The 23,820-nt window shown below is 68.4% G+C and carries 20 protein-coding genes; 12 read left to right on the top strand and 8 right to left on the bottom strand.

Annotation, left to right across the window (positions count from 1 at the left end; translation table 11 throughout):
• Positions 1 to 147: 147 nt before the first annotated feature.
• Positions 148 to 570: a nucleoside-diphosphate kinase gene (gene ndk / locus AC3IF1_RS24375; RefSeq protein WP_243966780.1), complete on the top strand. Its 423-nt coding sequence runs from the start codon at positions 148 to 150 to the stop codon at positions 568 to 570.
• A 168-nt stretch (positions 571 to 738) separates the two neighbouring features.
• Complete coding sequence (locus AC3IF1_RS24370; protein ID WP_243966781.1) at positions 739 to 1,104, top strand: hypothetical protein; 366 nt, start codon at positions 739 to 741, stop codon at positions 1,102 to 1,104.
• 59 nt (positions 1,105 to 1,163) lie between these two features.
• On the opposite strand, the gene purN is transcribed toward AC3IF1_RS24370, so the two are convergent.
• Together purN and purM are read right to left on the bottom strand one after the other, a co-directional pair.
• The gene (gene purN, locus AC3IF1_RS24365; RefSeq protein ID WP_489219701.1) at positions 1,164 to 1,814 is read right to left on the bottom strand and encodes a phosphoribosylglycinamide formyltransferase; all 651 of its coding nucleotides are present in this window, start codon (positions 1,812 to 1,814) and stop codon (positions 1,164 to 1,166) included.
• Positions 1,814 to 2,893: a phosphoribosylformylglycinamidine cyclo-ligase gene (purM, locus tag AC3IF1_RS24360; protein ID WP_243966784.1), complete on the bottom strand. Its 1,080-nt coding sequence runs from the start codon at positions 2,891 to 2,893 to the stop codon at positions 1,814 to 1,816. The genes purN and purM overlap by 1 nt, the downstream gene beginning before the upstream one ends.
• 132 nt (positions 2,894 to 3,025) lie before the next feature.
• Between purM and AC3IF1_RS24355 the strand changes: the two genes are divergently transcribed.
• From AC3IF1_RS24355 to ppx, 3 genes are all read left to right on the top strand, one after another.
• Complete coding sequence (locus AC3IF1_RS24355) at positions 3,026 to 3,736, top strand: P-loop NTPase family protein (protein ID WP_489219699.1); 711 nt, start codon at positions 3,026 to 3,028, stop codon at positions 3,734 to 3,736.
• Positions 3,737 to 3,837: 101 nt separating this feature from the next.
• Complete coding sequence (locus AC3IF1_RS24350) at positions 3,838 to 6,234, top strand: RNA degradosome polyphosphate kinase (protein ID WP_243966786.1); 2,397 nt, start codon at positions 3,838 to 3,840, stop codon at positions 6,232 to 6,234.
• A gap of 282 nt (positions 6,235 to 6,516) precedes the next feature.
• Positions 6,517 to 8,070: an exopolyphosphatase gene (gene ppx, locus AC3IF1_RS24345; RefSeq protein ID WP_489219698.1), complete on the top strand. Its 1,554-nt coding sequence runs from the start codon at positions 6,517 to 6,519 to the stop codon at positions 8,068 to 8,070.
• Between the two features lie 24 nt (positions 8,071 to 8,094).
• On the opposite strand, the gene AC3IF1_RS24340 is transcribed toward ppx, so the two are convergent.
• Together AC3IF1_RS24340 and AC3IF1_RS24335 are read right to left on the bottom strand one after the other, a co-directional pair.
• Complete coding sequence (locus AC3IF1_RS24340) at positions 8,095 to 9,537, bottom strand: acetamidase/formamidase family protein (RefSeq protein WP_489219697.1); 1,443 nt, start codon at positions 9,535 to 9,537, stop codon at positions 8,095 to 8,097.
• 82 nt (positions 9,538 to 9,619) lie between these two features.
• A complete protein-coding gene (locus AC3IF1_RS24335; RefSeq protein WP_279598206.1) occupies positions 9,620 to 11,950 on the bottom strand; it encodes an NADP-dependent malic enzyme in 2,331 nt (776 codons plus the stop codon).
• Between the two features lie 78 nt (positions 11,951 to 12,028).
• On the opposite strand from AC3IF1_RS24335, the gene AC3IF1_RS24330 reads away from it, so the two are divergent.
• Positions 12,029 to 12,646 (top strand): CatB-related O-acetyltransferase, encoded by a 618-nt coding sequence (locus tag AC3IF1_RS24330; protein WP_489220462.1) that lies wholly within the window; start codon positions 12,029 to 12,031, stop codon positions 12,644 to 12,646.
• Between the two features lie 45 nt (positions 12,647 to 12,691).
• The gene (locus AC3IF1_RS24325; protein WP_050732716.1) at positions 12,692 to 12,946 is read left to right on the top strand and encodes a DUF3297 family protein; all 255 of its coding nucleotides are present in this window, start codon (positions 12,692 to 12,694) and stop codon (positions 12,944 to 12,946) included.
• 13 nt (positions 12,947 to 12,959) lie between these two features.
• Here AC3IF1_RS24325 and AC3IF1_RS24320 read toward each other — a convergent pair whose 3' ends face one another.
• The 4 genes from AC3IF1_RS24320 to aspS form a co-directional block, all read right to left on the bottom strand.
• The gene (locus AC3IF1_RS24320; RefSeq protein WP_489219695.1) at positions 12,960 to 13,223 is read right to left on the bottom strand and encodes a hypothetical protein; all 264 of its coding nucleotides are present in this window, start codon (positions 13,221 to 13,223) and stop codon (positions 12,960 to 12,962) included.
• Between the two features lie 957 nt (positions 13,224 to 14,180).
• Positions 14,181 to 15,257, bottom strand: coding sequence for an acyltransferase family protein (locus AC3IF1_RS24315; protein ID WP_489219694.1), 1,077 nt, complete (start codon positions 15,255 to 15,257; stop codon positions 14,181 to 14,183).
• Entirely contained in the window at positions 15,254 to 16,126 is an 873-nt protein-coding gene (locus AC3IF1_RS24310; protein ID WP_489219693.1) for a glycosyltransferase family 2 protein, read from the bottom strand. Before AC3IF1_RS24310 ends, AC3IF1_RS24315 begins: the two co-directional genes overlap by 4 nt.
• A 23-nt stretch (positions 16,127 to 16,149) precedes the next feature.
• Positions 16,150 to 17,994, bottom strand: coding sequence for an aspartate--tRNA ligase (gene aspS, locus AC3IF1_RS24305; RefSeq protein ID WP_489219692.1), 1,845 nt, complete (start codon positions 17,992 to 17,994; stop codon positions 16,150 to 16,152).
• Positions 17,995 to 18,158: 164 nt separating this feature from the next.
• Here aspS and rnd point away from each other — a divergent pair, with 164 nt between their 5' ends.
• From rnd to xoxJ, 5 genes are all read left to right on the top strand, one after another.
• Positions 18,159 to 19,346, top strand: coding sequence for a ribonuclease D (gene rnd, locus AC3IF1_RS24300; protein ID WP_489219691.1), 1,188 nt, complete (start codon positions 18,159 to 18,161; stop codon positions 19,344 to 19,346).
• 110 nt (positions 19,347 to 19,456) lie between these two features.
• Complete coding sequence (locus tag AC3IF1_RS24295; protein WP_489219690.1) at positions 19,457 to 19,744, top strand: hypothetical protein; 288 nt, start codon at positions 19,457 to 19,459, stop codon at positions 19,742 to 19,744.
• Positions 19,745 to 20,424: 680 nt separating this feature from the next.
• Complete coding sequence (xoxF1, locus tag AC3IF1_RS24290) at positions 20,425 to 22,230, top strand: lanthanide-dependent methanol dehydrogenase XoxF1 (RefSeq protein ID WP_489219689.1); 1,806 nt, start codon at positions 20,425 to 20,427, stop codon at positions 22,228 to 22,230.
• 133 nt (positions 22,231 to 22,363) lie between these two features.
• Positions 22,364 to 22,978, top strand: coding sequence for a c-type cytochrome, methanol metabolism-related (locus tag AC3IF1_RS24285; RefSeq protein WP_243966800.1), 615 nt, complete (start codon positions 22,364 to 22,366; stop codon positions 22,976 to 22,978).
• Complete coding sequence (gene xoxJ, locus AC3IF1_RS24280) at positions 22,963 to 23,820, top strand: rare earth element methanol dehydrogenase accessory protein XoxJ (protein ID WP_489219688.1); 858 nt, start codon at positions 22,963 to 22,965, stop codon at positions 23,818 to 23,820. The genes AC3IF1_RS24285 and xoxJ overlap by 16 nt, the downstream gene beginning before the upstream one ends.

Here is a 23,820-nt window from a genome sequence, read left to right as displayed (position 1 = left end):
CGCTTGCCCCGGGGTCTGCCCAGCGCCGCTTGAGACCGTAGGGGCCGACCGCTATAAGCCCGGCGCCGAAGCGAAATTTTCGCTCCCCAGGCGCGTCGGGGATCCCGGCACGCCATCCGCCTTTTCCACAGACAGACCGGACGCACCATGGCCACCGAGCGCACCTTCTCGATCCTGAAGCCCGACGCCACGCGGCGGAACCTGACCGGCGCGGTCAACGCGGTGATCGAGGAGGCGGGCCTGCGCATCGTCGGCCAGCGCCGCATCCACCTGAGTCAGGCGCAGGCCGAGACGTTCTACGAGGTCCACAAGGAGCGCCCGTTCTTCGGCGAGCTGGTCAGCTTCATGACCTCCGGTCCGGTGGTGGTCCAGGTCCTGGAGGGCGAGAACGCGGTAGCGAAGTACCGTGAGGTCATGGGCGCCACGAACCCGGCCCAGGCCGCGGACGGCACGATCCGCAAGAAGTTCGCGGAGTCGGTCGGCGAGAACACCGTCCACGGCTCGGACAGCGCCGAGAACGCCAAGATCGAGATCGCGCAGTTCTTCCAGGATTCCGACATCGTCGGGTGATCCCGGGGACGGTGGCGGGGCGGGCACACCGCCCGGCCATCGTCCGGCGTCGCGTCCGGCCACGGGGCAAATGCCGCCTTGTGTGTCCGGCCGGCCATTGACGGGGCGGAGCCCGGAAGCGTCCAACGGCTGACTTCGGATACCTCAGCCCGTTGGACCCTGACGACCATGACGCTACGCCGCCTGCCCCTCCTGATCGCGACCGGCCTCGTCGCGCTCGGCGCGACCGCCGCCCTCGCGGGCGGATCCTCGGCCCCATTCCAGCAATACGAGCCGGATCCGGCGCTCAGGAGCGCCACCAAGGCCAATCTCGAAGGCCGCGTCCGCCATGCCTGCACCATCGTCCAGGCCCGCCTGACCAGCGCCACCGAGGCGTCCCTGGAGCGCCCCTGCGGCTGCTACGCCCGGCAGACCCTGCGCAGCCTCGACGAATCCGAGATCGAAGCCTACCGGGCCACCGGCTATTTCAACGATTCTGCGCGCGCCAAGGCGCTGTCGGCGCTGGACAGCTGCAAGCTGCAGCGGCCGATCTGAGACGGCCCCGGGGCGCCGCCCCCGGACCCCGCCGAAGGGGCCGTCCCCTCGCGGTCCCGCTACAGGCTGAGGAGCGCTCCGTCAGGAGCCTGGGCAGCGAGGATGACGCGGCCGCCTTCGAGCCGTGCCTGGCCGCCCGCGACCAGAGCCAGCACCGCCGGGTAGAGCCGGCGCTCCTGCACGATCACCCGGTCTGCGAGGCTGTCCGGATCGTCGTTCTGGCGGACTGGGATCGCCGCCTGCGCCAGGATCGGACCGGCATCGAGGTCCGGCACGACGAAATGAACCGTGCAGCCGTGCAGGCGCACCCCGGCGTCGAGGGCCTGCCTGTGCGTGTGCGTGCCCTTAAACAGGGGCAGCAGGGACGGATGGATGTTGATCATCCGCCCCGCCCAACCGGCCACGAATCCCGGCGTCAGGATCCGCATGAAGCCCGCCAAACAGACCAGATCGACCGCGGCGGCCCGGAGCTCCGCGTCGAGGGCGGCATCGAAGGTGGCGCGGTCCGGATAGGCCCTGTGATCGATCGCCCGTGCGGGGATGCCGGCCTCCGCCGCCCGGACGAGGCCTGCCGCGTCCAGCCGGTTCGACAGGACCAGAACGATCTCGGCCGGGAACGCCGGATCCCGGGCCGCCTCGATCAGCGCCACCATGTTCGAGCCGCGGCCCGATATCAGGATCGCGACCCGTCTCTTCCCGCCGCCCGCCATCAGAGGGCGAGACGTCCGCGGAAGGTTACGGGTTCGGACCCGCGCGGGGTGATCCGTCCGAGGCGCACCGGCGTCTCGCCGGCCCGCGTCAGGGCCTCGTCGACATCATCGACCGCGTCGGCGGCGGCAATCACCACCATGCCGATTCCGCAATTGAAGGTGCGCAGCATCTCCGGCTCGGCGACAGCGCCCTCCCGGGCAAGCCAGCCGAACACCGGCGGCGGGGTCACCGCGTCGAGGTCGATGGCGATCCCGACATCGTCCGGCAGGACCCGGGGCAGATTGTCTGGGAATCCGCCGCCGGTGATGTGGGCGAGGGCCCGGATGCCGTCCGTGGCGCCCAAAGCTGCGAGCAGGGGCTTCACGTAGATCCGTGTCGGCGCCAGCAGCGCCTCGCCGAGGCTCTGCTCCGGCGCGAACGGCGCGGGCGCATCCCAGCTGAGCCCGGTCTTGGCGACGATCCGGCGGACCAGGGAGAAGCCGTTGGAATGCACCCCCGAGGACGGCAGGCCGAGCACGACGTCACCGGGGGTGATGCCCGGCCGCGGCAGAAGGGTGCCGCGCTCGGCGGCCCCCACGGCGAATCCGGCGAGGTCGTAGTCGGAGCCGTCGTAGAGGCCCGGCATCTCCGCGGTCTCGCCGCCGATCAGCGCACAGCCGGCCTGGCGGCAGCCCTCCGCGATGCCGCGCACGATGTCGGCGCCGACCCCTGGCACCAGCTTGCCGGTGGCGTAGTAGTCGAGGAAGAACAGCGGCTCGGCACCCTGAACGATGATGTCGTTCACGCACATCGCCACGAGGTCGATGCCGATCGTGGCGTGGCGCCCGGTCTCGATGGCGATCTTGACCTTGGTGCCGACGCCGTCATTGGCCGCCACCAGGATCGGGTCGTGAAAGCCCGCAGCCTTCAGGTCGAACAGGCCGCCGAACCCGCCGATCTCGGCATCGGCGCCGGGGCGCCGCGTCGAGCGCACCAGCGGCTTGATCGTCTCGACCATGGCGTTGCCGGCGTCGATGTCGACACCCGCCGCCGCGTAGGTCATCCCCGTCGTCGGCTCTCCGCCGTCCTTGGCCGTCATGCCCGCGCCACCTCGGTGATTGCTGGGCCCGCTCTAGCGGCTAACCGCGCGTTGCGCGAGTCGGCGCCGGTTGGACCTGCCGGGGCGGACCGGCCCTTGACCTGCGCGGGTCCGGGGTGATCCTGCGCCTTCATGCCTGAGAATGCTCCACCGCGGCAGCTCGCCTTCGACCTGCCGCTCGATCCCCGTTACGGACGCGAGGACTTCCTCGTGGGGCCGGCGAACGAGGCCGCCTATGCGCTGATCGAGGCCTGGCCGGACTGGCCGGACCGCGTGCTGGTGCTCACCGGCCCCTCGGGCAGCGGGAAGAGCCATCTCGCGGCGATCTGGGCCGAGCGCGCCCATGCCTGGACCCTCCCGGTCGCCGAGGTGAACGCGGACGCGGTCCAGCACCTCGTGTCGAACGGGGCGCTGGTGATCGAGGATATCGACCGGGCGCAGAGCCGGGACGAGGCGGCCCTGTTCCACCTCCTGAACCGGGCGCGCGAGCGGGGATGCCCCGTGCTGCTGACCAGTGCCACCGGCATCGACGCCCTCGGCCTGGCGACGCCGGACCTGCGCTCGCGCCTACGCCTGGCGCCCCGGATCGCCATCGCGGAGCCCGACGACGCCCTGCTGCGCGCCGTGCTGGTGAAGTTGTTCGTCGACCGTCAGCTCGTGGTCGATCTGGGCGTGATCGATTCGCTGGCCCTGCGGATCGACCGCTCCCTCGGCCGGGCCCGGGACGTCGTCGCCGAGCTCGACCGCGATGCCCTCGGACGCCATCGCCGGATCAGCCGGCCGCTCGCCCTCGCCGTGCTGCGGCGTATGGGGCTGGAGGAGGAGGCCGAACCGGGCGGTTGAGGCGGAAACCTGTGCCCGTCATGAAATCGTCGTGATGGTCGCCGGTGTACGATGTAGAACGCCGCCGCAGCGCGATGGCACGAAGAGGGACGGGATCGGGGATGGATTCGACGCAGAAGCCCGTGGACCGCGAAGCCGCCGACGAGGCCGCGGAGCCCCGTCGGCGTCCGGCGGCCAATCCGACGCCGCGGCGCGCTCCGGTCGCCCGGCGCGCGCCGGCAGCCGCCGCGCAGACCGCGACCGCTCCGGCGGCGACGGGCGCCGCCCAGGACACGAACGATGAATGGCCGGCCGTCGCGCAGCCCGAGGCGCCCGAGGAACCCACCGCCGACGTGGCGCGGGAGACGGTGCTGGAAGCCGGGCGCGCCCTGCGGCACACGCCGGAGCGATTCGTGAACCGCGAATTGTCCTGGCTGCAATTCAACCGTCGCGTGCTTGAGGAGGCGTCGAATCCCAATCACCCGCTGCTGGAGCGGCTGCGCTTCCTGTCGATATCGGCCAACAACCTCGATGAGTTCTTCATGGTCCGGGTGGCCGGGCTGATCGATCAGGTGCGCGCCGGCCTCACGGTCCCGTCCCAGGACGGGCTGTCGCCCACCGAGCAGCTGGTGCGCATCGGCACGGAGGTCTCCCGTCTCGCCGCAGACCAGCAGGCGCGCTGGCGCGAGCTGCGCGAGGAGCTGCACACCGCCGATATCGACATCGTCGAGCCGGCCTCCCTGTCGGCGGAGCAGTCGAGCTGGCTCGAGGAGTATTTCCTCAACCACGTCTTTCCGGTCCTGACGCCGCTGGCGATCGATCCGGCCCATCCGTTCCCGTTCATCCCGAACCTCGGCACCACCATCGCGCTGATGCTGGTGCGTCCGAAGGATGGCCGGGTGCTGCGCGCCCTGATCCGCCTGCCCGGCGTCATCGACCGGTTCGTGCGCCTGCCGGTGAGCGACAGCGAGACCGCCGCGCGGCTGATCCCGATCGAGCAGGTGATCGGGATGTTCACCGGCCGGCTGTTTCCCGGCTATCTGGTCCGGTCGAGCGGCGCCTTCCGGGTCGTGCGCGATTCCGATCTGGAGATCGAGGAGGAGGCGGAGGATCTCGTCCTCCATTTCGAGACGGCGCTCAAGCAGCGCCGCCGCGGCGTCGTGATCCGCCTCGAGGTCGAGGCGGGGATGTCGGAGGACCTGCGCAGCTTCGTGACGGACGAACTGGAGATCGCCCAGGACGCGATCTTCCTGGTCGAGGGCATGCTCGCGCTGAACGAGCTGTCCCAGGTGGTGGGGATCGACCGGCCGGACCTGAAGTTCAAGCCCTACAACCCGCGTTTCCCGGAGCGCATCCGCGAGAGCGGCGGCGACGTGTTCGCGGCGATCCGGCAGAAGGACTTCATCGTCCACCACCCCTACGAGTCCTTCGACTCGGTGGTGCAGTTCCTGGCCCAGGCGGCCCGGGACCCGAACGTGGTGGCGATTAAGCAGACCCTGTACCGGACCTCATCGAACTCCCCGATTGTCGCGGCGCTGGCGGAGGCGGCCGAGCTCGGCAAGTCCGTGACCGCGCTGGTGGAACTGAAGGCGCGTTTCGACGAAGAGGCGAATATCCGCTGGGCGCGCAACCTGGAAAAGGCCGGTGCCCAGGTCGTGTTCGGGTTCGTCGAATTGAAGACCCACGCCAAGCTGTCGCTGGTGGTCCGGCGCGAGGGCGACAAGCTCGTCACCTACTGCCATGTCGGCACCGGCAATTACCATCCGATCACCGCGCGGGTCTACACGGACCTGTCGTTCTTCACGGCGGACCCGGCGATCGCCCGGGACGTGTCGCGGATCTTCAACTTTATCACCGGCTACGCCGAGCCGGCCGAGCTGGAGCGGATGGCGGTCTCGCCGCTGACGGCGAAAAACCGGCTCCTGGAGCATATCGAGGCGGAGGTGGCGCACGCGAAGGCGGGCCGCCCGGCCGCAATCTGGATCAAGTGCAACTCCCTGGTCGACGCGCAGATCATCGACGCGCTCTACGACGCCTCGGAGGCGGGCGTGCAGATCGACTGTGTAGTCCGCGGCATCTGCTGCCTGCGGCCGGGCATCCCGGGCCTGTCCGAGACGATCCGGGTGAAGTCGATCGTCGGGCGCTTCCTCGAGCACGGGCGCATCTACGCCTTCGGCAACGGCGTCGGCCTGCCCCACCCGAAGGCGACGGTCTATATCTCGTCCGCCGACCTGATGAGCCGGAACCTCGACCGGCGGGTCGAGGCTTTGCTGCCGATCACGAACCCGACGGTGCACCAGCAGGTTCTCGACCAGATCATGCTGGCCAACCTCCTCGACAACCGCCAGAGCTGGCGCCTGCTGGCCTCTGGGGGCTGCGAGCGTGTTCAGCCGGCGGAGGGCGAGGAACCGTTCAACGCGCATAAATACTTCATGACGAACCCGAGCCTCTCGGGCCGCGGCAAGGCGTCGAAGAAATCCAGCCCCCGGGCATTGAGCCGGCGGGCGCAACGCGCCTGAGCGCCCCCCGTGCGCAACAGGCTCGACAGGTTTCGGAGAAACGCCCTCCGGTTCTGTGTGAAGAACTTGCGCACGATCCAAGATCTGCGCAAACGAAGGGCCCGTCTGCGGACGCAACGGCGCGTCGTTTCCGTATCGCAGCCCCGGATTCCCGTTCGTCAGGCGGCACGGGACATGACGGATCTCGGGTCGACCTCGATTGCAACGCGATCGGCCACGGCTCTAGATTGCACGGGCGGTCCGCCGGACGGGCCTGCCGCTCTCGATCAAGGACACGGACGTTTGGGCAGCCCTGGCGCCAATCTCATCCTCGCGCATTCGGCGGACCGGGCTGTGCGCGCCGCGCACGCCCCGGTGGCGATCGTCGATATCGGCTCGAACTCGGTCCGGCTCGTCGCCTATGACGGCCTGAGCCGGGCGCCGACGCCGTTGTACAATGAGAAGGTGCTTTGCGGCCTGGGACGCAACGTCCTGACCACGGGCCGGCTGAACGAGGACGCGGTCGCCCGGGCACTCACCGCCCTGGCTCGATTCCGGGTGCTCTGCGAGACGATGCGGGTGTCGCGGGTGTTCGTTCTCGCCACGGCGGCCGCCCGGGATGCCGAGAACGGCCCCGATTTCCTGCGCGCCGCGGAAGCGGCCTGCGGACAGGAGATCCAGCTTCTGTCCGGCCGGCGCGAGGCCGAACTCTCGGCCTTGGGCGTGATCTCCGGCTTCCACGCGCCGGACGGGGTCGTGGGCGATCTCGGCGGCGGATCCCTGGAACTGGTGGATGTCCGCGGTACCGTGGTCGGCCAGGGCGTGACCATGCCCCTCGGTGGCCTCGCCCTTCAGGATCTCTCCGGCGGCTCGGTCAAGAAAGCCGCCAAGATCGTGCGGGAGCACATGCGCAAGGCCGCGCCGCAGCTCGAAACTCTGCGCGGGCGGACCTTCTACGCGGTCGGCGGCACGTGGCGCGCCCTCGCGCGGCTGCACCAGGCCGCCCGCGGCTATCCGGTCCACGTGATGCACGGCTACACCGTCGAGCCCTCCGACGAGCTCAGCTTCCTGCAGGTCGTCGAGCAGACCGACATTGCCCTGCTCCAGGACGTCGAGACCATCTCCGAAGCCCGGCGCCCGCTCCTCGCCTATGGGGCGGCGGTGCTGGAGGAGATCATCCGGGTCGGCCGCCCGCGGGAGGTGGCGATCTCGGCTTCGGGCGTCCGGGAGGGCCTGCTGTTCGAGCAGCTCGACCGCGACGCCCGGCTGATCGACCCGCTGCTCGCCTCCGCGGCGGAGTTCAACACCCTGCGCTCCCGCGCGCCCCGGCACGGCGAGGAGCTGATCGCCTGGACCGACCGGTTCGTGACGACCCTGGACGGCCACGAGACCGCGGACGAGCGGCGCCTGCGGCACGCGGGCTGCCTGCTCTCGGATGTCGGCTGGCGGGCCCATCCCGATTACCGCGACCAGCAGAGCATCGCGGCGATCCAGAACGCCGCCTTCGTGGGGGTCGATCATCCGGGACGGGCCTATCTGGCCCTCGCGGTCTCGCTCCGGCACAGCGGGCTCGCCCCCGAGAAGGCCAATCCGATCCTGCGCGGCGTCGCCGGGCCGCGCCTGTTCGAGCGGGCGCGCCTCCTCGGCGGCCTGTTGCGCGTCGCCTTCCCGATCTCGGCCGGGATGGACGGGGCGCTCGGCCGGGCCCCGCTGACGGTCGAGGATGGGCGCGTCACCCTGCGGCTGCCGCGGGACTGGGCGGCCCTGAGCGGCGACCGCCTGCTCAACCGCGTCCGCGGCCTGGGCCGCACCGTCGGCCTCGAAGGCCGGATCGCCATCGCGGACGATCCGGCCTGACGCGCCGCAGGGGCCGGATCGCGATCAGGCGGCCCGGTCGGCGAAGATCGCCTTCTTGACCACCGCGTGGACGCCCCAGTTGCCGTCCACGACCTGCGTGATCCCGAAATCCACCGCCACAGACATCAGCGAGATCGCCTCGTCCTCGGTGAGACCCTTCGCGTGCATCAGGAACTGGCGCATTTTGCGGAAGGCGTCGCGCATGGCGAGGTCGATGGAGGATTTCTGGAAGATCTCCGCCTGGGCGTCCGGGCCGAGGTCGCGCAGATAGTTCGGGTAGCTGAAGCCGGACAGGACCCAATCCTCGTGGGTCTCGATCATCGGGAAGTCGAGGGCTTCCAGCGGCGAGCAGGGCAGGTCGGCCTTCTTGTGCAGGACGAATTGGAAGGTGCCGGTGAGCGAGCACTCGATCGCCGTCCCGCACAGCTCGGAATCGCCCTGGCTGGCATGGGGATCCCCCACCGAGAACAGCGCCCCCGGCACCGCGACGGGAAAGTAGAGCGTCGCCCCCTTGCCGATCCGCCAATTGTCGATGTTGCCGCCGGTATAGCTCGGCGGAATGGTGTTGACCCGGTCCGCCTCCGCGGGCGCCACCCCCATCGTGCCGAAATGCGGGCGGATCGGCACCCGGATGCCCTTCAGGACCTCGAAGGTCTTCTGCGTCTTCGTGTGGTCCACCGGCAGGCCGGGATAATCGATGGTTGGGTGCGTGACGCCGAACGGGTCGGTAACGCCCGGCCAGCGGAAGCTGTAGACCGCCCGCGCCCAGTCGCGCTCGCCGGTGGCATCGACCTCGTAGATGGTCACCACCTCCCGGAGTTTGTCGCCGGTGATCAGGTCCTTGTAGTGGAAGCCCCACCACGCCGCCGCGTTGCTGCCGAAGGCGAGCCCCTTGTATTGCGGGTTGGCGCAGGGCCGGGGCGCCACGTCGAGGATGCGGACCTCCAGCACGTCGCCGGGCTCGGCGCCGCGGATCGCCACCGGACCGGTGCAGATATGCACGCCGAGGCCGCCGCCCGGGCCGATCTTGGCGTCCATCGGGCCGGCACCGCGGGGGGAGACGGCCATCCTGTCCTTGGTCCAGAGATAGACGCTCTCGGCCCCCGGATCGCCGGCGATCATCCGCTCGGCATCGTCGCTCGCCTGGTGGGTGAGCGTCTCGATGGTGACGAAGTCGCCCGAGCCGATCTCGACCTGCGGCTTGAGGCTCCCGCTGAAGAAGCCCCAATGCACCGTCTCGGCGTTGGCCGGCAGGTGATAATGCGCGGTCGCCGCGAACTTGGCGCCGGCGGCCTGCGCCAGGGCCGGGCTCACCAGAGACGCGCCGCCGGCTGCGAAGGCGGCGGCCGCGCCGGTCGCCGCGAAGCCGCTCTTCAGGAAGGCGCGGCGCTCCGGTTCCAGGTCGTACCGGAACCGTCGCCGGTGCTCTTCGAACGCCTGGCAGGTTGGATCATCGCCCGCGCACATGGAGCCTCGCTTCCGCCGACCGTATGTCCCGGACGCGGACAAGCAATTCGACGGCCATCGGGGCGGCCGTCGACAGGGCGGCTCACTCTGAAATCATGCCGGCCCCGGCCTCGCCCGTCGGCGCCGGAAATGCTGAGTCCGCCTGCGCCTCGACCACCGCCGCGGCCGTGACGTTGACGATGCCACGGGCGGTCACCGACGGCGTCAGGATATGGGCGGGCTTGGCCGGACCGATCAGCAAAGGGCCAACCGGCAGGGCATCGGCGAGGACCTTGGCGAACTGGAACGCGATGTTGGCGGCGTCGAGGTTCGGGAAGATCAGCACGTTGGCCGCGCCCTTGAGGCGCGAGCCGGGCAGCACCCGGTCGCGGACCATCTCGGACAGCGCCGAATCGGCCTGCATCTCGCCATCGACCATCAGGTTCGGATCGCGCCTCTGCAGGAGCCCCAGGGCCTCGCGCATCTTCATCGCGGAGGCCGAATCCGACTGGCCGAAATCCGAGTGGCTGAGGAGCGCGATCTTGGGCGTCATCCCGAACCGGCTCACGTGGTTGGCACAGGCCTGCGCCACGTCGGCGATCTCCTCGGCGGTCGGGTTCGGCCGGACATGGGTGTCGGCCAGGAAGTAGGCGCCCGTATGGGTCACCACGAGGCTCATCGCGGCGCATTGCTCCACGCCGGGCGCCAGCCCGATCACGTCGCGGATGATCCGCAGGCGGGTCTCGAACCGGCCTTCGAGGCCGCAGATCAGGGCATCGGCCTCGCCGCGGCGGACCGCGATCGCGCCGATCACGGTGCTGTTGGTCCGCACCAGGGTCCGGGCCGCATCCGGGGTGATGCCGCGCCGGCCGGCGACCTCCATGTAGGTCTGGACATAGTCGCGGTAGCGGGGATCGTCCTCGGGATCGATCAGCTCGAAGTCGCGGCCCTCCTGGATCGAGAGGCCGAAGCGCTTCAAACGCGATTCCACCACCCGCGGCCGGCCGACCAGGATCGGCAGCGCGACCTTGTCCTCGACGATCGCCTGGACGGCGCGCAGCACGCGCTCGTCCTCACCCTCGGCGTAGATCACGCGCTTGGGCTCGGCCTTCGCCTTGGAGAAGAGCGGCTTCATGATCAGGCCGGACCGGTGCACGAACCGGTCGAGGCTATCGATATAGGCGGAGAAGTCGGTGAGCGGCCGGCCAGCCACGCCCGAATCCATCGCAGCCTTGGCCACCGCCGGGGCGATGCGCAGGATCAGCCGCGGATCGAAGGGGCTCGGAATCAGGGATTTCGGTCCGAACGGCCGGGCCTCCCCGCCATAGGCCCGGGCGACCACGTCCGAGGTGGTCTCGTGGGCCAGACCCGCGATCGCCTTGACGGCGGCCTTCTTCATCTCCTCGTTGATCTTGTGGGCGCCGACATCCAGCGCCCCGCGGAAGATGTAGGGGAAGCACAGGACGTTGTTGACCTGGTTCGGGAAGTCCGACCGGCCGGTGCAGATCATCGCGTCCGGCCGCTCCTTCTCGGCGAGATCCGGCATGATCTCCGGGTAGGGGTTGGCCAGCGCCATGATCAGCGGCTTCTCGGCCATCTCCTTCAGGTATTCCGGCTTGAGGACGCCGCCGGCCGACAGGCCGATGAACACGTCCGCCCCCGGGATCACCTCGGCGAGCGTCCGCTTGTCGGTTTCCTGGGCGTAGATGTCCTTCCAGCGGTCCATCAGCTCCGGGCGGCCCTTGTAGACCACGCCCTTGATGTCGGTGACCGTGATGTTCTCCCGGGTCGCCCCCAGCGACACCAGCAGGTTCAGGCAGGCCAGGGCCGCCGCGCCCGCCCCGGAGGTGACGATCCGGACGTCGGAGAGGTTCTTGCCGGCGAGTTCGAGGCCGTTGAGGACGGCCGCGGCGACGATGATCGCGGTGCCGTGCTGGTCGTCGTGGAAGACCGGGATGTTCATCCGCGCCCGGCACTGCTCCTCGACCTCGAAGCACTCGGGCGCCTTGATGTCCTCGAGATTGATGCCGCCGAAGGTCGGCTCCAGGGCGCAGACCACGTCCACGAGCTTGGAGACGTCCTTCTGGTCGACCTCGATGTCGAACACGTCGATGCCGGCGAATTTCTTGAACAGGACCGCCTTGCCCTCCATCACGGGCTTGGAGGCGAGGGGGCCGATATCGCCGAGGCCCAGCACCGCCGTGCCGTTGGAGAGCACCGCCACGAGGTTCTGGCGGATGGTGAGGGTCGCGGCTTCCTGGGGATCGTCGTAGATCGCCATGCAGGCCGCGGCCACGCCGGGGGAATAGGCGAGCGCGAGGTCGCGCTGATTGCCGAGCGGCTTGGTCGCCTGGATCTCGAGCTTCCCGGGCTGCGGCAGGCGGTGGTAGACGAGCGCCCCGGCCTTGAGGTCCTCGGACATGTTATCGGCCATCGCCTACGCTCCCACTCACCCGCTTTCCCGAGGACGACGCGGTCGCGCATCGCACGGGCACGCGTCTTGATCGGTCTGTTGCACCGGCTGCGCAGGGGGCGCAACCCGCACAACGAGACCCGGATCCATCTCGCCAGGCTAGCGAGGACCTACGGCTTCTCCATAGGCGCTTATTCGTATGGGCGTCCAAAAGTCCGCTTCCCCGAGAGCGGGCGCCGGCTGACGATCGGCCGCTATTGTTCCATCGCCGACAAGGTCGAAATCCTGCTCGGCGGCGACCATCGGCTCGACTGGGTGTCGACCTACCCGTTCGCGGCGATGCGCGGGCTGTTTCCAGACGCACGGGCGCCGGAGGATTTTCACGCCTCCCGGGGCGACGTGGTGATCGGCCACGATGTCTGGCTCGGGTCCGGGTGCATGATCCTGTCGGGCATCACGATTGGCCCCGGGGCCGTGGTGGCGGCCCGGGCCGTGGTCACCCGCGACGTGCCGCCCTACGCGGTGGTGGCGGGCAACCCGGCGCGGGTGGTGCGGCACCGCTTCGACCCGGAAAGTGTGGAGGCCCTGGTGGCGACGGCGTGGTGGGACCTGCCGCAGGCGGACGTGACCCGGCTCGTGCCGCTGCTGCAGAGCGGCGACGTGGCCGGCCTGATCGCGGCTGCGCGCGGCGTTGCGGGCCGGCAGGGGATTGCGTAATCCGCTGCCCACCTTCGCCGCTCACGCCGAACCCGGAGCCAGACCATGTCCGACCTCGCGCTGCCCGACCGCCTCTCGGTCAACCCGGACAGCCCGTATTACGACGCGGCCCTGCTGGAGCGCGGCGTGGGCATCCGCTTCAAAGGCGTCGAGAAGACCAACGTCGAGGAGTATTGCGTGAGCGAGGGTTGGGTGCGGCTCTCCGCAGGCAAGACCCTGGACCGGGCCGGCAACCCGATGACGGTGAAGCTGAAGGGCCCGGTGGAGCCCTATCTCCGCGACGCGGCGGACGCGGAATGAGATTCTGGCGGGCTCATCGCTCCAGCGGGAACGGGGTGGGCTCCCAATAGGGCTCCAGCTCCGTCCCGCGAACGTTGGCGGCCTCCCATGCGTGCAGGATCTTGGCCAATGCGGGGCGATCGCCCGCCATGAGGGGTTCCGCCACCGCGGCAAGTTGCAATCGCCAGCGATCTGCTCGCGTCCCTGGCGGGAACGACTTGCCGGTGTGCCACCGCTGTCGTTCGTGCCAAATCGCTTGCGCGGCGTCGAGGTTGCCGGCCGCGATGTGAACGATCATGCGGTCTTCGTAGGGCTCGTCGTGGACCGTATGGGGCCTCGGCGGCAGCGTGGCGTAGCCTTCCGGAGTTCCATAGCGAGCGAGTCTCGGAAGCGCGACAGCCTCCATCACCGCGACCGCCTCCGGTACCATCGTCGGGTCAGACCAAAGCCAAAACCGTTCCGCGGCTGTCGGAGGCCGATCCAAAGCTTCGAAGTATGTCCCTATGGCGATATCTCCGCTCAATCCCGCGAGATAGAGGACGGACAGAAACAATCTCGGCCAGCAGTAGTCTGGATCGGAGCTCCGCTCTATAAAAATGCCGCGCGCTATATGACGAACAGGCGTTTCAATCACGAAGCGACTGCTCGTCTGCACGAGTTGCGGATGTCTCTTTCTCAGCTCGCGAAAGATCGGCCGGATCTGACGCGAGTTTGTCATACGGAAGGCTTTATCTCGATTGGGATGTATCGCGGCACACCTGGGTAACGCCTCTGCACAACAGTGACAACATCGACGGCACGTCCTCCCCTGAGATAAGCATCTCCTGTTTTGCGATCGTAGACGCATACGGTCGATGGTCGCGAGTATTCCAGCACGTCCAACCTTATGGATCCTCTTGCGCCGTACTTCGCCTCTGCACCGGAGGACGCGTCATAGGATGTCTCGGCGACGCAATCAGGCTTTTGGTCCCGCGAGCCGCGTAGTCCCGTTGGGCTGCCGCGATCATCGCTTCAAGCTGACGGATCCGCTTCGGCGTGGCCACGACCAGGCTGGTCACGACCTCGGGATGGGTCCGTCGCTGACGGGGCCGGCGGGCATGGTTGGACAGGCGAAGGGTGGCGTCCTGGCCCGGGAGCGCGAGGTAGAGGCTGTCGCCGCGCTCGTTCCGTGCGACCACCCTGAAGCCCTGCGCTTCCAGCAGTTCCGCCACCAAAGCCAGGGCTGCGGCGGGCGAGAGCAGCCTGTCGTGAGCACTCACGGCCCCGCCGGCTCGATCGTGCCGATCCGCCGCCGCCCGAGCGCCCGCGCCTTCAGCGCCAGGGCCGGCCGCTCGATCCCGTACCAGGACAGGGCCGCCACCGGCAGACTCACGGCGAGGGCAGGGGCGAGCAGCGCAACGCCGGACAATTCCGGCCACAGGGCGTGCAGGGTCTGCTGCACCGGCCAGCCATAGAGATAGATCCCGTAGGACAGGTCCGCGGGCGGATCGAACAGCCCCCGCGCCAGGGGCCCGAGGGCGAGCCAGACGACGCCGTAGGCCTCCGCCAGGAACAGCAGGGCCGGATAGGCCGGCGTCCGCGCCAGGACGAAGGCCCCGAAGGCGAGGCAGGCGAGGGCGGCCCCCGAGACCCGCAGGCGCTCGCGCCAAAGATAGAGGCCCGCACCCGCCGCGAAGATCAGCGGCAGGCGCAGGGCGGTCTCGATGCCCTTGGGCAGATCGGAACCCCGCAGCCCGCTCATGATGGAGAGCGCCAGCGCGAGCCCCACCACGATCAGCAGCGCCGGCCAGCGCCGCCGGAGCAGCCCGCACAGGGCGGCGAGGAGAACGCCGAGGTAGCAGAGGACCTCGTATTTCAGCGTCCAGACTGTCCCGAGCGGCGCCCGATAGGGGTTGACCTCGAAGACCCCGGGGAGGGCGGCGTTGCTCTTGAAGGTCGTCAGCGTGCCGCGGATGAACGACCACAGGCCCGGATCGCGCAGGTACTCGGCGAGCGGCAGACGGGTCAGCGCCGCGCCGAGCCCCAGCGACACCACGAGCGTCGCCGCCACGAGGCCGGGTAGGATCCGCAGGGTCCGGGCGATCGCATAATCGCGGATCCCGCGCCGATCGCAGCTTAGGGTGACCAGGAAACCCGACACGGCGAAGAACCCATTCACCGCGTGCTCACCCAATGTGTAGCCGGTGAGTCGGGCCAGGGGTTCGTCGCCGGCCGCACCGGTCGCGACGCTGAACGCATGGGACACGACCACCGCCAGGGCTAGGGCCAGCCGCAGGCCGGTGAAGCCGTTGCGCCCGGCACCGAGGGCGGCCGCGATGGTTGGCGCCCTCATTCGTGCAGTTCCTCGCGGGTCAGCGCGTCCCGGCCGCGCAGGAAGGCGAGGGCGCCGGCCGCAGAACCGCCGTAGCGCTCGACGCCCGCCCGGCGCAGGACCAGGGCCGAGAGCAGCGCCTTCGGCAGGTTGGTCATCAGGGTCGCGGGGCTCGGATCGGGGAGGCCGTATTTGCGGCTGACATAGGCCCGCGACCAGGCCTGATGCCAGCGCGTGCGGAACACGCGGCCCCGCTCCGGCGCCGAGGACCGGCCGCGGCCGTGCAGCGCCTCGGCGCCGTGGACATGGACGAGGGCGCGGCCGGTCTCGGCGACGCGCCGGCACAGGTCGTCATCCTCGTAGAACAGGAAGATGCGCTCGTCGAAGCCGCCGAGGTCCAGGAACAGGCGGCGCGGCATCATCAGGCAGGCCCCGGAGAGGAACGGCGCGCAGGCATCGCCCTGCGGCAGGGTGAGGCGGCCGCCGGGATTAGTGAGATAGGGCGCGAGGAGCGAGCGCGGCTGGAAGAAGAAGCGTCCGTCGGATTCGACCAGCCGCGGCGCGAACAGGCCCGCATCCGGCCAGGACCGGGCTGCCTGCAGCAGGGCGTCCACCGCCCCGGGGCGCAGGACCACGTCCGGATTGACGATCAGGATGTGCTCGGCCGTCCCGGCGGCCCGGACGCCCCGGTTGTTGGCGCGGCCGTAGCCCTCGTTGCGGGCGTTGCGAATCACCGCGGCGCCGGCGGCCTCCGCGACCGCCGCCGAGGCATCCCGGCTGGCATTGTCGACCACGATCGCCGGTACGTGCTGACCGGCGAGCGCCGCGAGGCATGCGGGCAGCACCGCGGCGCTGTCATGCGCCACGACGATCGCGACGAGGCTGGCCACCGCGTGGCGGGACTAGCCGCGCCTCAGGCCTTCTTCTCGGGCAGGTTGAGGCGGATGTGCAGCTCACGCAGCTGCTTCGCCGTCGCCTCGGAGGGCGCGCCCATCATGAGGTCTTCGGCACGCTGGTTCATGGGGAACAGCACCACCTCGCGGATGTTCGGCTCGTTGCACAGGAGCATGACGATGCGGTCGACTCCCGGGGCGATGCCGCCGTGCGGCGGAGCGCCCATGCGCAGGGCGTTCAGCATGCCGCCGAACTTCTGCTCCAGCACCTCGTGGCCATAGCCCGCGATGGCAAACGCCTTCTCCATCACGTCCGGCCGATGGTTCCGGATCGCCCCGGAGGAGAGCTCCACGCCGTTGCAGACGATGTCGTACTGGAAGGCCTTGATCCCGAGGATCTTTTTCGTGATGTCGCCGGTCTCGCCTTCGGCGGCGAGGGTGTCGAGGTCGAGCCCCAGAAAGTCCTCGCGGTCGATGTTCGGCATCGAGAACGGGTTGTGAGAGAAGTCGATCCGCTTCTCCTCCTCGCTCCACTCGTACATCGGGAAGTCGGTGATCCAGCAGAACGCGTACTGGTCCTTGTCGCACAGGCCCAGCTCGTCGCCGACGCGGATCCGCGCCTTGCCGGCCAGGGCCGCGGCCTTGGCCTCGGTGCCGGCCGAGAAGAACACCGCATCGCCGGCCTTGGCGCCGGCCCGATCGGCGATCTGGGCCTGGACCTCGGCCGGGATGAACTTGGCGATCGGGCCCTTGCCGACCAGCGCGCCGTTCTCCGCGTCGAACACGATGTAGCCGAGGCCCGGCGCCCCCTCGGAGCGGGCCCAGTCGTTGAGCTTGTCGAAGAACGAGCGCGACTGCGCCGCAGCCCCGGTCGCCGGGATCGCCCGGACCACGCCGCCGCCGCCGATCACACCCTTGAACGCCTTGAACGCCACGTCCTCGCGGGCGAACAGGTCGGTCACATCCGCGATGATCAGCGGGTTGCGCAGGTCGGGCTTGTCGACGCCGTATTTCAGCATCGACTCCGCGAAGGTGATCCGCGGGAACGCCTTCGTGACGCGCTTACCCTCGGCGAATTCGTCGAAGACGCCGCGCAGCACCGGCTCCACCGCCTGGAACACGTCCTCCTGGGTGACGAAGCTCATCTCGATGTCGAGCTGGTAGAACTCGCCCGGCGAGCGGTCGGCGCGGGCATCCTCGTCGCGGAAGCAGGGCGCGATCTGGAAGTAGCGGTCGAAGCCCGCGATCATCGTCAGCTGCTTGAACTGCTGCGGGGCTTGCGGCAGCGCGTAGAATTTTCCGGGATGGACCCGGGACGGGACGAGGTAGTCGCGCGCACCCTCCGGCGAGGAGGCCGTCAGGATCGGGGTCTGGAATTCAAAAAAGCCGCCCTCGCGCATCCGGCGGCGGAGCGAGTCGATGATCGCCCCGCGCTTCATGATGTTGGCGTGGAGCTTCTCCCGGCGCAGGTCGAGGAAGCGGTAGCGCAGCCGCGTCTCCTCCGGGTACTCAACGTCGCCGAAGACCGGCAGTGGCAGCTCGCCCGCGGGGCCCAGCACCTCGAGGTCGTCGATATAGACCTCGACCGCGCCGGTCGGCAGCTCGTCGTTCTCGGTGCCCGCCGGACGGGTGCGGACGCGGCCGTCGATCCGCACGACCCATTCCGAGCGCACCGCCTCGGCGGCCTTGAAGGCGGGCGAGTCCGAATCCACCACGCATTGCGTCAGGCCGTAATGGTCGCGCAGGTCCACGAACAGCACGCCCCCGTGGTCGCGGATGCGGTGGCACCAGCCGGACAGGCGGACGGTCTGCCCGACATCGGACGGGCGGAGCGCCCCGCAGGTGTGGGAACGGTAACGGTGCATGACGGGCTTCTTCTATGGGAAGGCCGGCACCATTCACGCGAGGCCCCCCAAGTCAAGCGCGCGCCGGGCGGGCCGATGCGGTTGCGTGACAGGGAAAGCGGGAAAGATGGGGACCTGTGCAGTGCTCACTCCCCTTGGTCGCGCAGCTTGCGTATAGCCGAACCATGGACCTGATCAGCACCACCGACACGCTGCGCGAGACCTGCGCGCGTCTGGCAGAGCAACCCTTCGTGACCGTCGACACGGAGTTCATGCGTGAAACGACATATTACCCGAAGCTGTGCCTGATCCAGATGGCGGCTCCGGACGGGACGGCCGTCTTGGTCGATCCCCTGGCGCCGGGTATCGATCTCCAGCCATTCATTGACCTGATGGCGGATGTGCGGACCGTCAAGGTCTTCCATTCCGCCCGCCAGGATCTCGAGATCGTCTGGCTGATGGGCGGGATCCTGCCGCACCCGTTCTTCGATACGCAGGTCGCCGCCATGGTGTGCGGCTACGGCGATTCCGTGTCCTACGAGCAGCTCGTCAACGACGTCGCCAAGGCGAAGATCGACAAGTCGTCCCGGTTCACCGACTGGTCCCGACGCCCGCTCTCGGACGCTCAGCTCTCCTACGCCCTATCGGATGTCACCCACCTCGTCACCGTCTACGAGGTTCTCGTCGCCGAGCTGCTGCGCACCGATCGCGGCGCCTGGCTCGACGAGGAGATGGCGGTGCTGACCTCGCCGGAGACCTACCGGGCCGACCCCGCCCAGGCGTGGCGGCGGCTCTCGGGTCGCATGCGCAAGCCGCGGGAGATCGCCGTCCTGATGGAAGTGGCGGCGTGGCGCGAGGGCGAGGCGCAGGCCCGCAACGTCCCGCGCGGGCGCGTGCTCAAGGACGAGGCTGTGATCGACATCGCATCGGCCGCGCCCCGCAGCGCCGAAGCCCTCGGCCGTCTGCGCACGATCCCGGCGGGCTTCGAGCGATCCCGGACGGGCACCGATATCCTGTCCGCGGTGGAGCGCGGCCTGTCGCGCGATACGAGTGACATCCGCCTGCCCGAGCGCCTGCGCCGGAGCGGCGGCAACGGCGCCATCGTGGAATTGCTGAAGGTGCTGCTGAAGGCGGTCTGCGAGGCCGAAGGCGTCGCGCCCAAGATCATCGCCTCCGTCGATGATCTGGAGGCCATCGCGGATGATGATGCGGCTGAGGTCCCGGCCCTCGACGGCTGGCGGCGGATGCTGTTCGGGGAGAAGGCCCTGGCGCTGAAGCAGGGCCGGCTCGCGCTCTCCGTCGAGGCCGGTCGCATCGTGGTGCGGACGCTCGAAGCGTCTCCGATCGCGGAGCCGTCCATCCCGGCGGATTGAAGGGCCCGCGCTGGCCGAAGGACAATCCGGTTGCCTCGGCGTGACTTGCCCACGGGGTAGGATTAAGTGGCAATGCGATTGCCATTCAGTCCCGCCTCCGCGTCACGCGTATGTTCGAGCCGAACGAAGTCCTCAAGACTCTGACCGGCCGTGGTCTTGTGTCGGCGGAAGGGTGCGGCCCGGCGCGGGTCCGTTACCGCATCATTGTCGAGCGACGAGCCGATGGGATCGTCGCCTACGGAAACCTGCACGGCCGCTACGCCCATCTCCGGCCGATCTGGCTCGAGCCGGATGCACAGCTCCGACTGGCGAACGGGCGCCGGCTCAACATCTCCCTGACCGATCTGATCGGCGACGCGGCAGACTTCGAGAGCACCGGCCCGGTCGGCATCCTCTGAAGGTGCCCCGGCACGCTCAGTCCGGATGCCCCCAGCCATCGGAAACCCGATCGGCCGGGATGATCCGGCAATTTGTCGCGCCACATCGGCCCGGAAGCGTTTCGACGGCGCGGGATGGAGGCGTGCGGCGACTGGGCGCACGGCCGCGACGCGCTCGGATGCCGCCGCGTGCGGTCTCTCAATCATCCCGCATCGCAGTCCGCGCGAATCGCTTAGAGGCTCACGCGCCCGCCGCGTTCGCGGCGTGGCCCGCAGTGAACACATGGTGCCGACCAGCAAAGCTTCTCTGTTTGCAAGTCTTGCATGGAGCGCGCTCACGTCGCCGTGAGAACGACGCCAAAGAACGCGAGCCTCATTGTGCAACGCAGCATTTCTTTTCGCAAAATGATGACGATTGGCCCCCGATTGTAACCTGGGACGAAGCTTTCACCCTGTGGCGACATGCGCAGAACGGCGAGTTGACGGCGCTCAAAAATCTCTTAAGGTCCGGGCAAGCCTCGGTTTCGAGGGGGCCGCCTCAGGGATGGCGGTTCCTGGCTAGAGGATCTTAAGAGTTCCTTGAGTCGACCAAGCCCGCTACCGAGGCGTCCATCCCTGTCGCAAACAGTCAGGTCGGAGTCTAAGCGATACTCTTCTCGAAGTGTGTCGTGAGATCGCTCAAAGACTTGTCGGAGGAACCCATGAGAGCGGTACATCTCCTTGCGCTCGGCGCAGGCGTCGCGGCAGTGGCCGCGCCGGCGCTGGCCAATGAAAGCGTGCTGAAGGGCATCGCCAACCCGGCGGAGCAAGTCCTTCAGACCGTCGACTACGCGAATACTCGGTATTCGAAGCTCGACCAGATCAACGCGTCGAACGTGAAGAACCTCCAGGTTGCCTGGACCTTCTCGACCGGCGTCCTGCGCGGCCACGAGGGCTCGCCCCTGGTCGTCGGCAATATGATGTACGTGCACACGCCGTTCCCGAACATCGTGTACGCCCTCGACCTCGACCACGAGGCGAAGATCGTCTGGAAGTACGAGCCGAAGCAGGATCCGTCCGTGATCCCGGTCATGTGCTGTGACACGGTCAACCGCGGCCTCGCCTACGCCGACGGCACCATCATCCTCCACCAGGCCGACACCACCGTCGTGTCGCTCGACGCCAAGACCGGCAAGGTCAACTGGTCGGTCGTGAACGGCGACCCGAAGAAGGGTGAAACCAACACCGCGACGGTCATTCCGATCAAGGACAAGGTCATCGTCGGCATCTCCGGCGGCGAGTTCGGCGTGCAGTGCCACGTCACCGCCTACGACCTGAAGACCGGCAAGAAGGTGTGGCGCGGCTACTCCGAGGGCCCGGACGATCAGATGCTGATCGACCCGGAGAAGACCACCTACCTCGGCAAGCCGGTCGGCAAGGACTCTTCGCTGAAGACCTGGGAAGGCGATCAGTGGAAGACCGGCGGCGGCTGCACCTGGGGCTGGTTCTCCTACGACCCCAAGCTCGACCTGATGTACTACGGCTCGGGCAACCCCTCGACCTGGAACCCCAAGCAGCGTCCGGGCGACAACCGTTGGTCGATGACCGTTTGGGCGCGTAACCCCGACACCGGCGTCGCCAAGTGGGTCTACCAGATGACCCCGCACGACGAGTGGGACTACGACGGCATCAACGAGATGATCCTCACGGATCAGAAGGTTGACGGCAAGGAGCAGCCGCTCCTGACCCACTTCGACCGCAACGGCTTCGGCTACACGCTGAACCGCGAGAACGGTGCCCTGCTGGTCGCCGAGAAGTACGATCCGGCCGTCAACTGGGCGACCAAGGTCGACATGGACAAGGGGTCGAAGACCTACGGCCGTCCGCTGGTCGTGTCGAAGTACTCGACCGAGCAGAACGGTGAGGACACCAACTCCAAGGGCATCTGCCCGGCGGCCCTCGGGTCGAAGGATCAGCAGCCTGCGGCCTTCTCGCCGAAGACCAACCTGTTCTACGTGCCCACCAACCACGTCTGCATGGACTACGAGCCGTTCCGGGTGACCTACACCCCGGGCCAGCCCTACGTCGGTGCGACCCTCTCGATGTACCCGGCCCCGAACTCGCACGGCGGCATGGGCAACTTCATCGCGTGGGATGGCGTCAACGGCAAGATCAAGTGGTCCGACGCCGAGCAGTTCTCGGTGTGGTCCGGTGCTCTGGCCACCGCCGGCGACGTGGTGTTCTACGGAACGCTTGAGGGCTACCTGAAGGCGGTCGACGACAAGACCGGCAAGGAGCTGTTCAAGTTCAAGACCCCGTCGGGCATCATCGGCAACGTGATGACCTACCAGCACAAGGGCAAGCAGTACGTGGGCGTCCTCTCGGGCGTCGGCGGCTGGGCCGGCATCGGCCTCGCGGCCGGCCTGACCGACCCGAACGCCGGCCTCGGCGCGGTGGGTGGCTATGCGGCTCTGTCGCAGTACACCAACCTCGGCGGCCAGCTGACCGTCTTCGCTCTTCCGAACTAATCGGCCGCAGGGCTAGAGTACGGAAATGGTGCCGGCGCGGGGTTCCGCGCCGGCATCCTTATGATTAGACTCGTGTGTAAGAGGCTACGGCTCGAAGGGAGACGAAGGGCCTCGTTCCAGGGAGACAGATGCGTTGCTTAACCTCAGCAAGATCGTAACGCGGCCGGTTATCGCCGCCCTCGCCCTAGCGACCGTTTCTGCGGTTGCCGTACATGCTGAGGATGCCAAGCCCGCTGCCGACCCCAAGCTCGCGAATTCGCTGAACGCGAACGACAAGACCGCCGAGCAGGATCCCAAGCTTCTCGCGACGGATGCTGCCGTGAAGGACGATGACGGCAAGTACACGGATGCCGACGGTCACCCGACCTTCCACGTGACCCAGGACGGCAAGATGCTCGACTGGTACACCTACTCGGGCTATCGCCGCTATCACGCCGAGTGCCACGTCTGCCACGGTCCCGATGGCATGGGCTCGACCTATGCGCCGGCCCTGAAGGATTCGCTGAAGCACCTCTCCTACGAGGAATTCATCGGCATTCTGGTCGGTGGCAAGCAGGACGTCAGTGCGTCCGAGCAGAAGGTCATGCCGGCCTTCGGCGACAACAAGAACGTCATGTGCTACTCGGACGACCTCTACGTCTATCTCAAGGCGCGTGCCGCTGGAGCGATCGGCCGTATTCGTCCCTCCGAGCACGAGGACAAGCCCGAAACGGCCAAGAAGGCCGAGAAGGAATGCATGGGCGGCTGATGTCGTCCCTTGCTCGGATCGCCCTCTGCGCCCTGTCCCTGACAGCGGCGCAGGGAGCCCTCGCTCAACATCTGCCGGACACGGTGACGACGGACGTGCTCCGCGTCTGTGGCGATCCGGGCAACATGCCGTTCTCCGAGCGCAAGGATGACGGCTTCGAGAACAAGATCGCGGCGATCATCGCCGACGAACTGAAGGTCAAGCTCCGCTACTACTGGCTGACCCAGGGTCCGGGTTTCGTGCGCAATACGCTCGGGACCGGCCTCTGTGACGTGATCATGGGCCAAGCCTTCGGCAGCGACCTCGTCCAGACCACCAACCCCTACTACCGCTCGGCCTACACCCTGGTGACCCGTGCGGGCGAGTTCGACGGCGTCACTGCCCTCGACGATCCGCGCCTGAAGGGGAAGAGCATCGGCGTGATCGCCGGCACGCCCCCCGTGAACCGGATGGGCGACCTCGGCCTGGTCTCGACCATGAAGGCCTACGCGCCCTATCAGCTCGACCCCTCCCGCAAGTACCAGACGGTTGGCGCCGAGATCGTCGCGGCGCTCGCCGCCAATGAGATCGACGCGGCCGTTCTCTGGGGGCCGGCGGCGGGCTGGCTCGCCAAGCAGGCGGGCACGCCGATGCATGTCGTGCCACTGCTCAAGGAGCCGGAACGGCCGCCTATGGCCTACCGGATCGCCATGGGCGTCCGGCTCGGTGAGAACGACTGGAAGCGCTCGCTCAACACGGTGCTGCGCAAGCGCAAAGCCGATATCGACAAGGTCCTGCGCGATTACGACGTGCCGCTCCTCGACGAGGAGGAGAACAAGCTCACCCAGCCCGGCGAGCGCTGA

The organism is Methylobacterium sp. E-012, assembly GCF_057836545.1.
The sequence above is the reverse complement of the archived record's forward strand: the minus strand, read 5'-3'. Positions and strand labels throughout refer to the sequence as shown.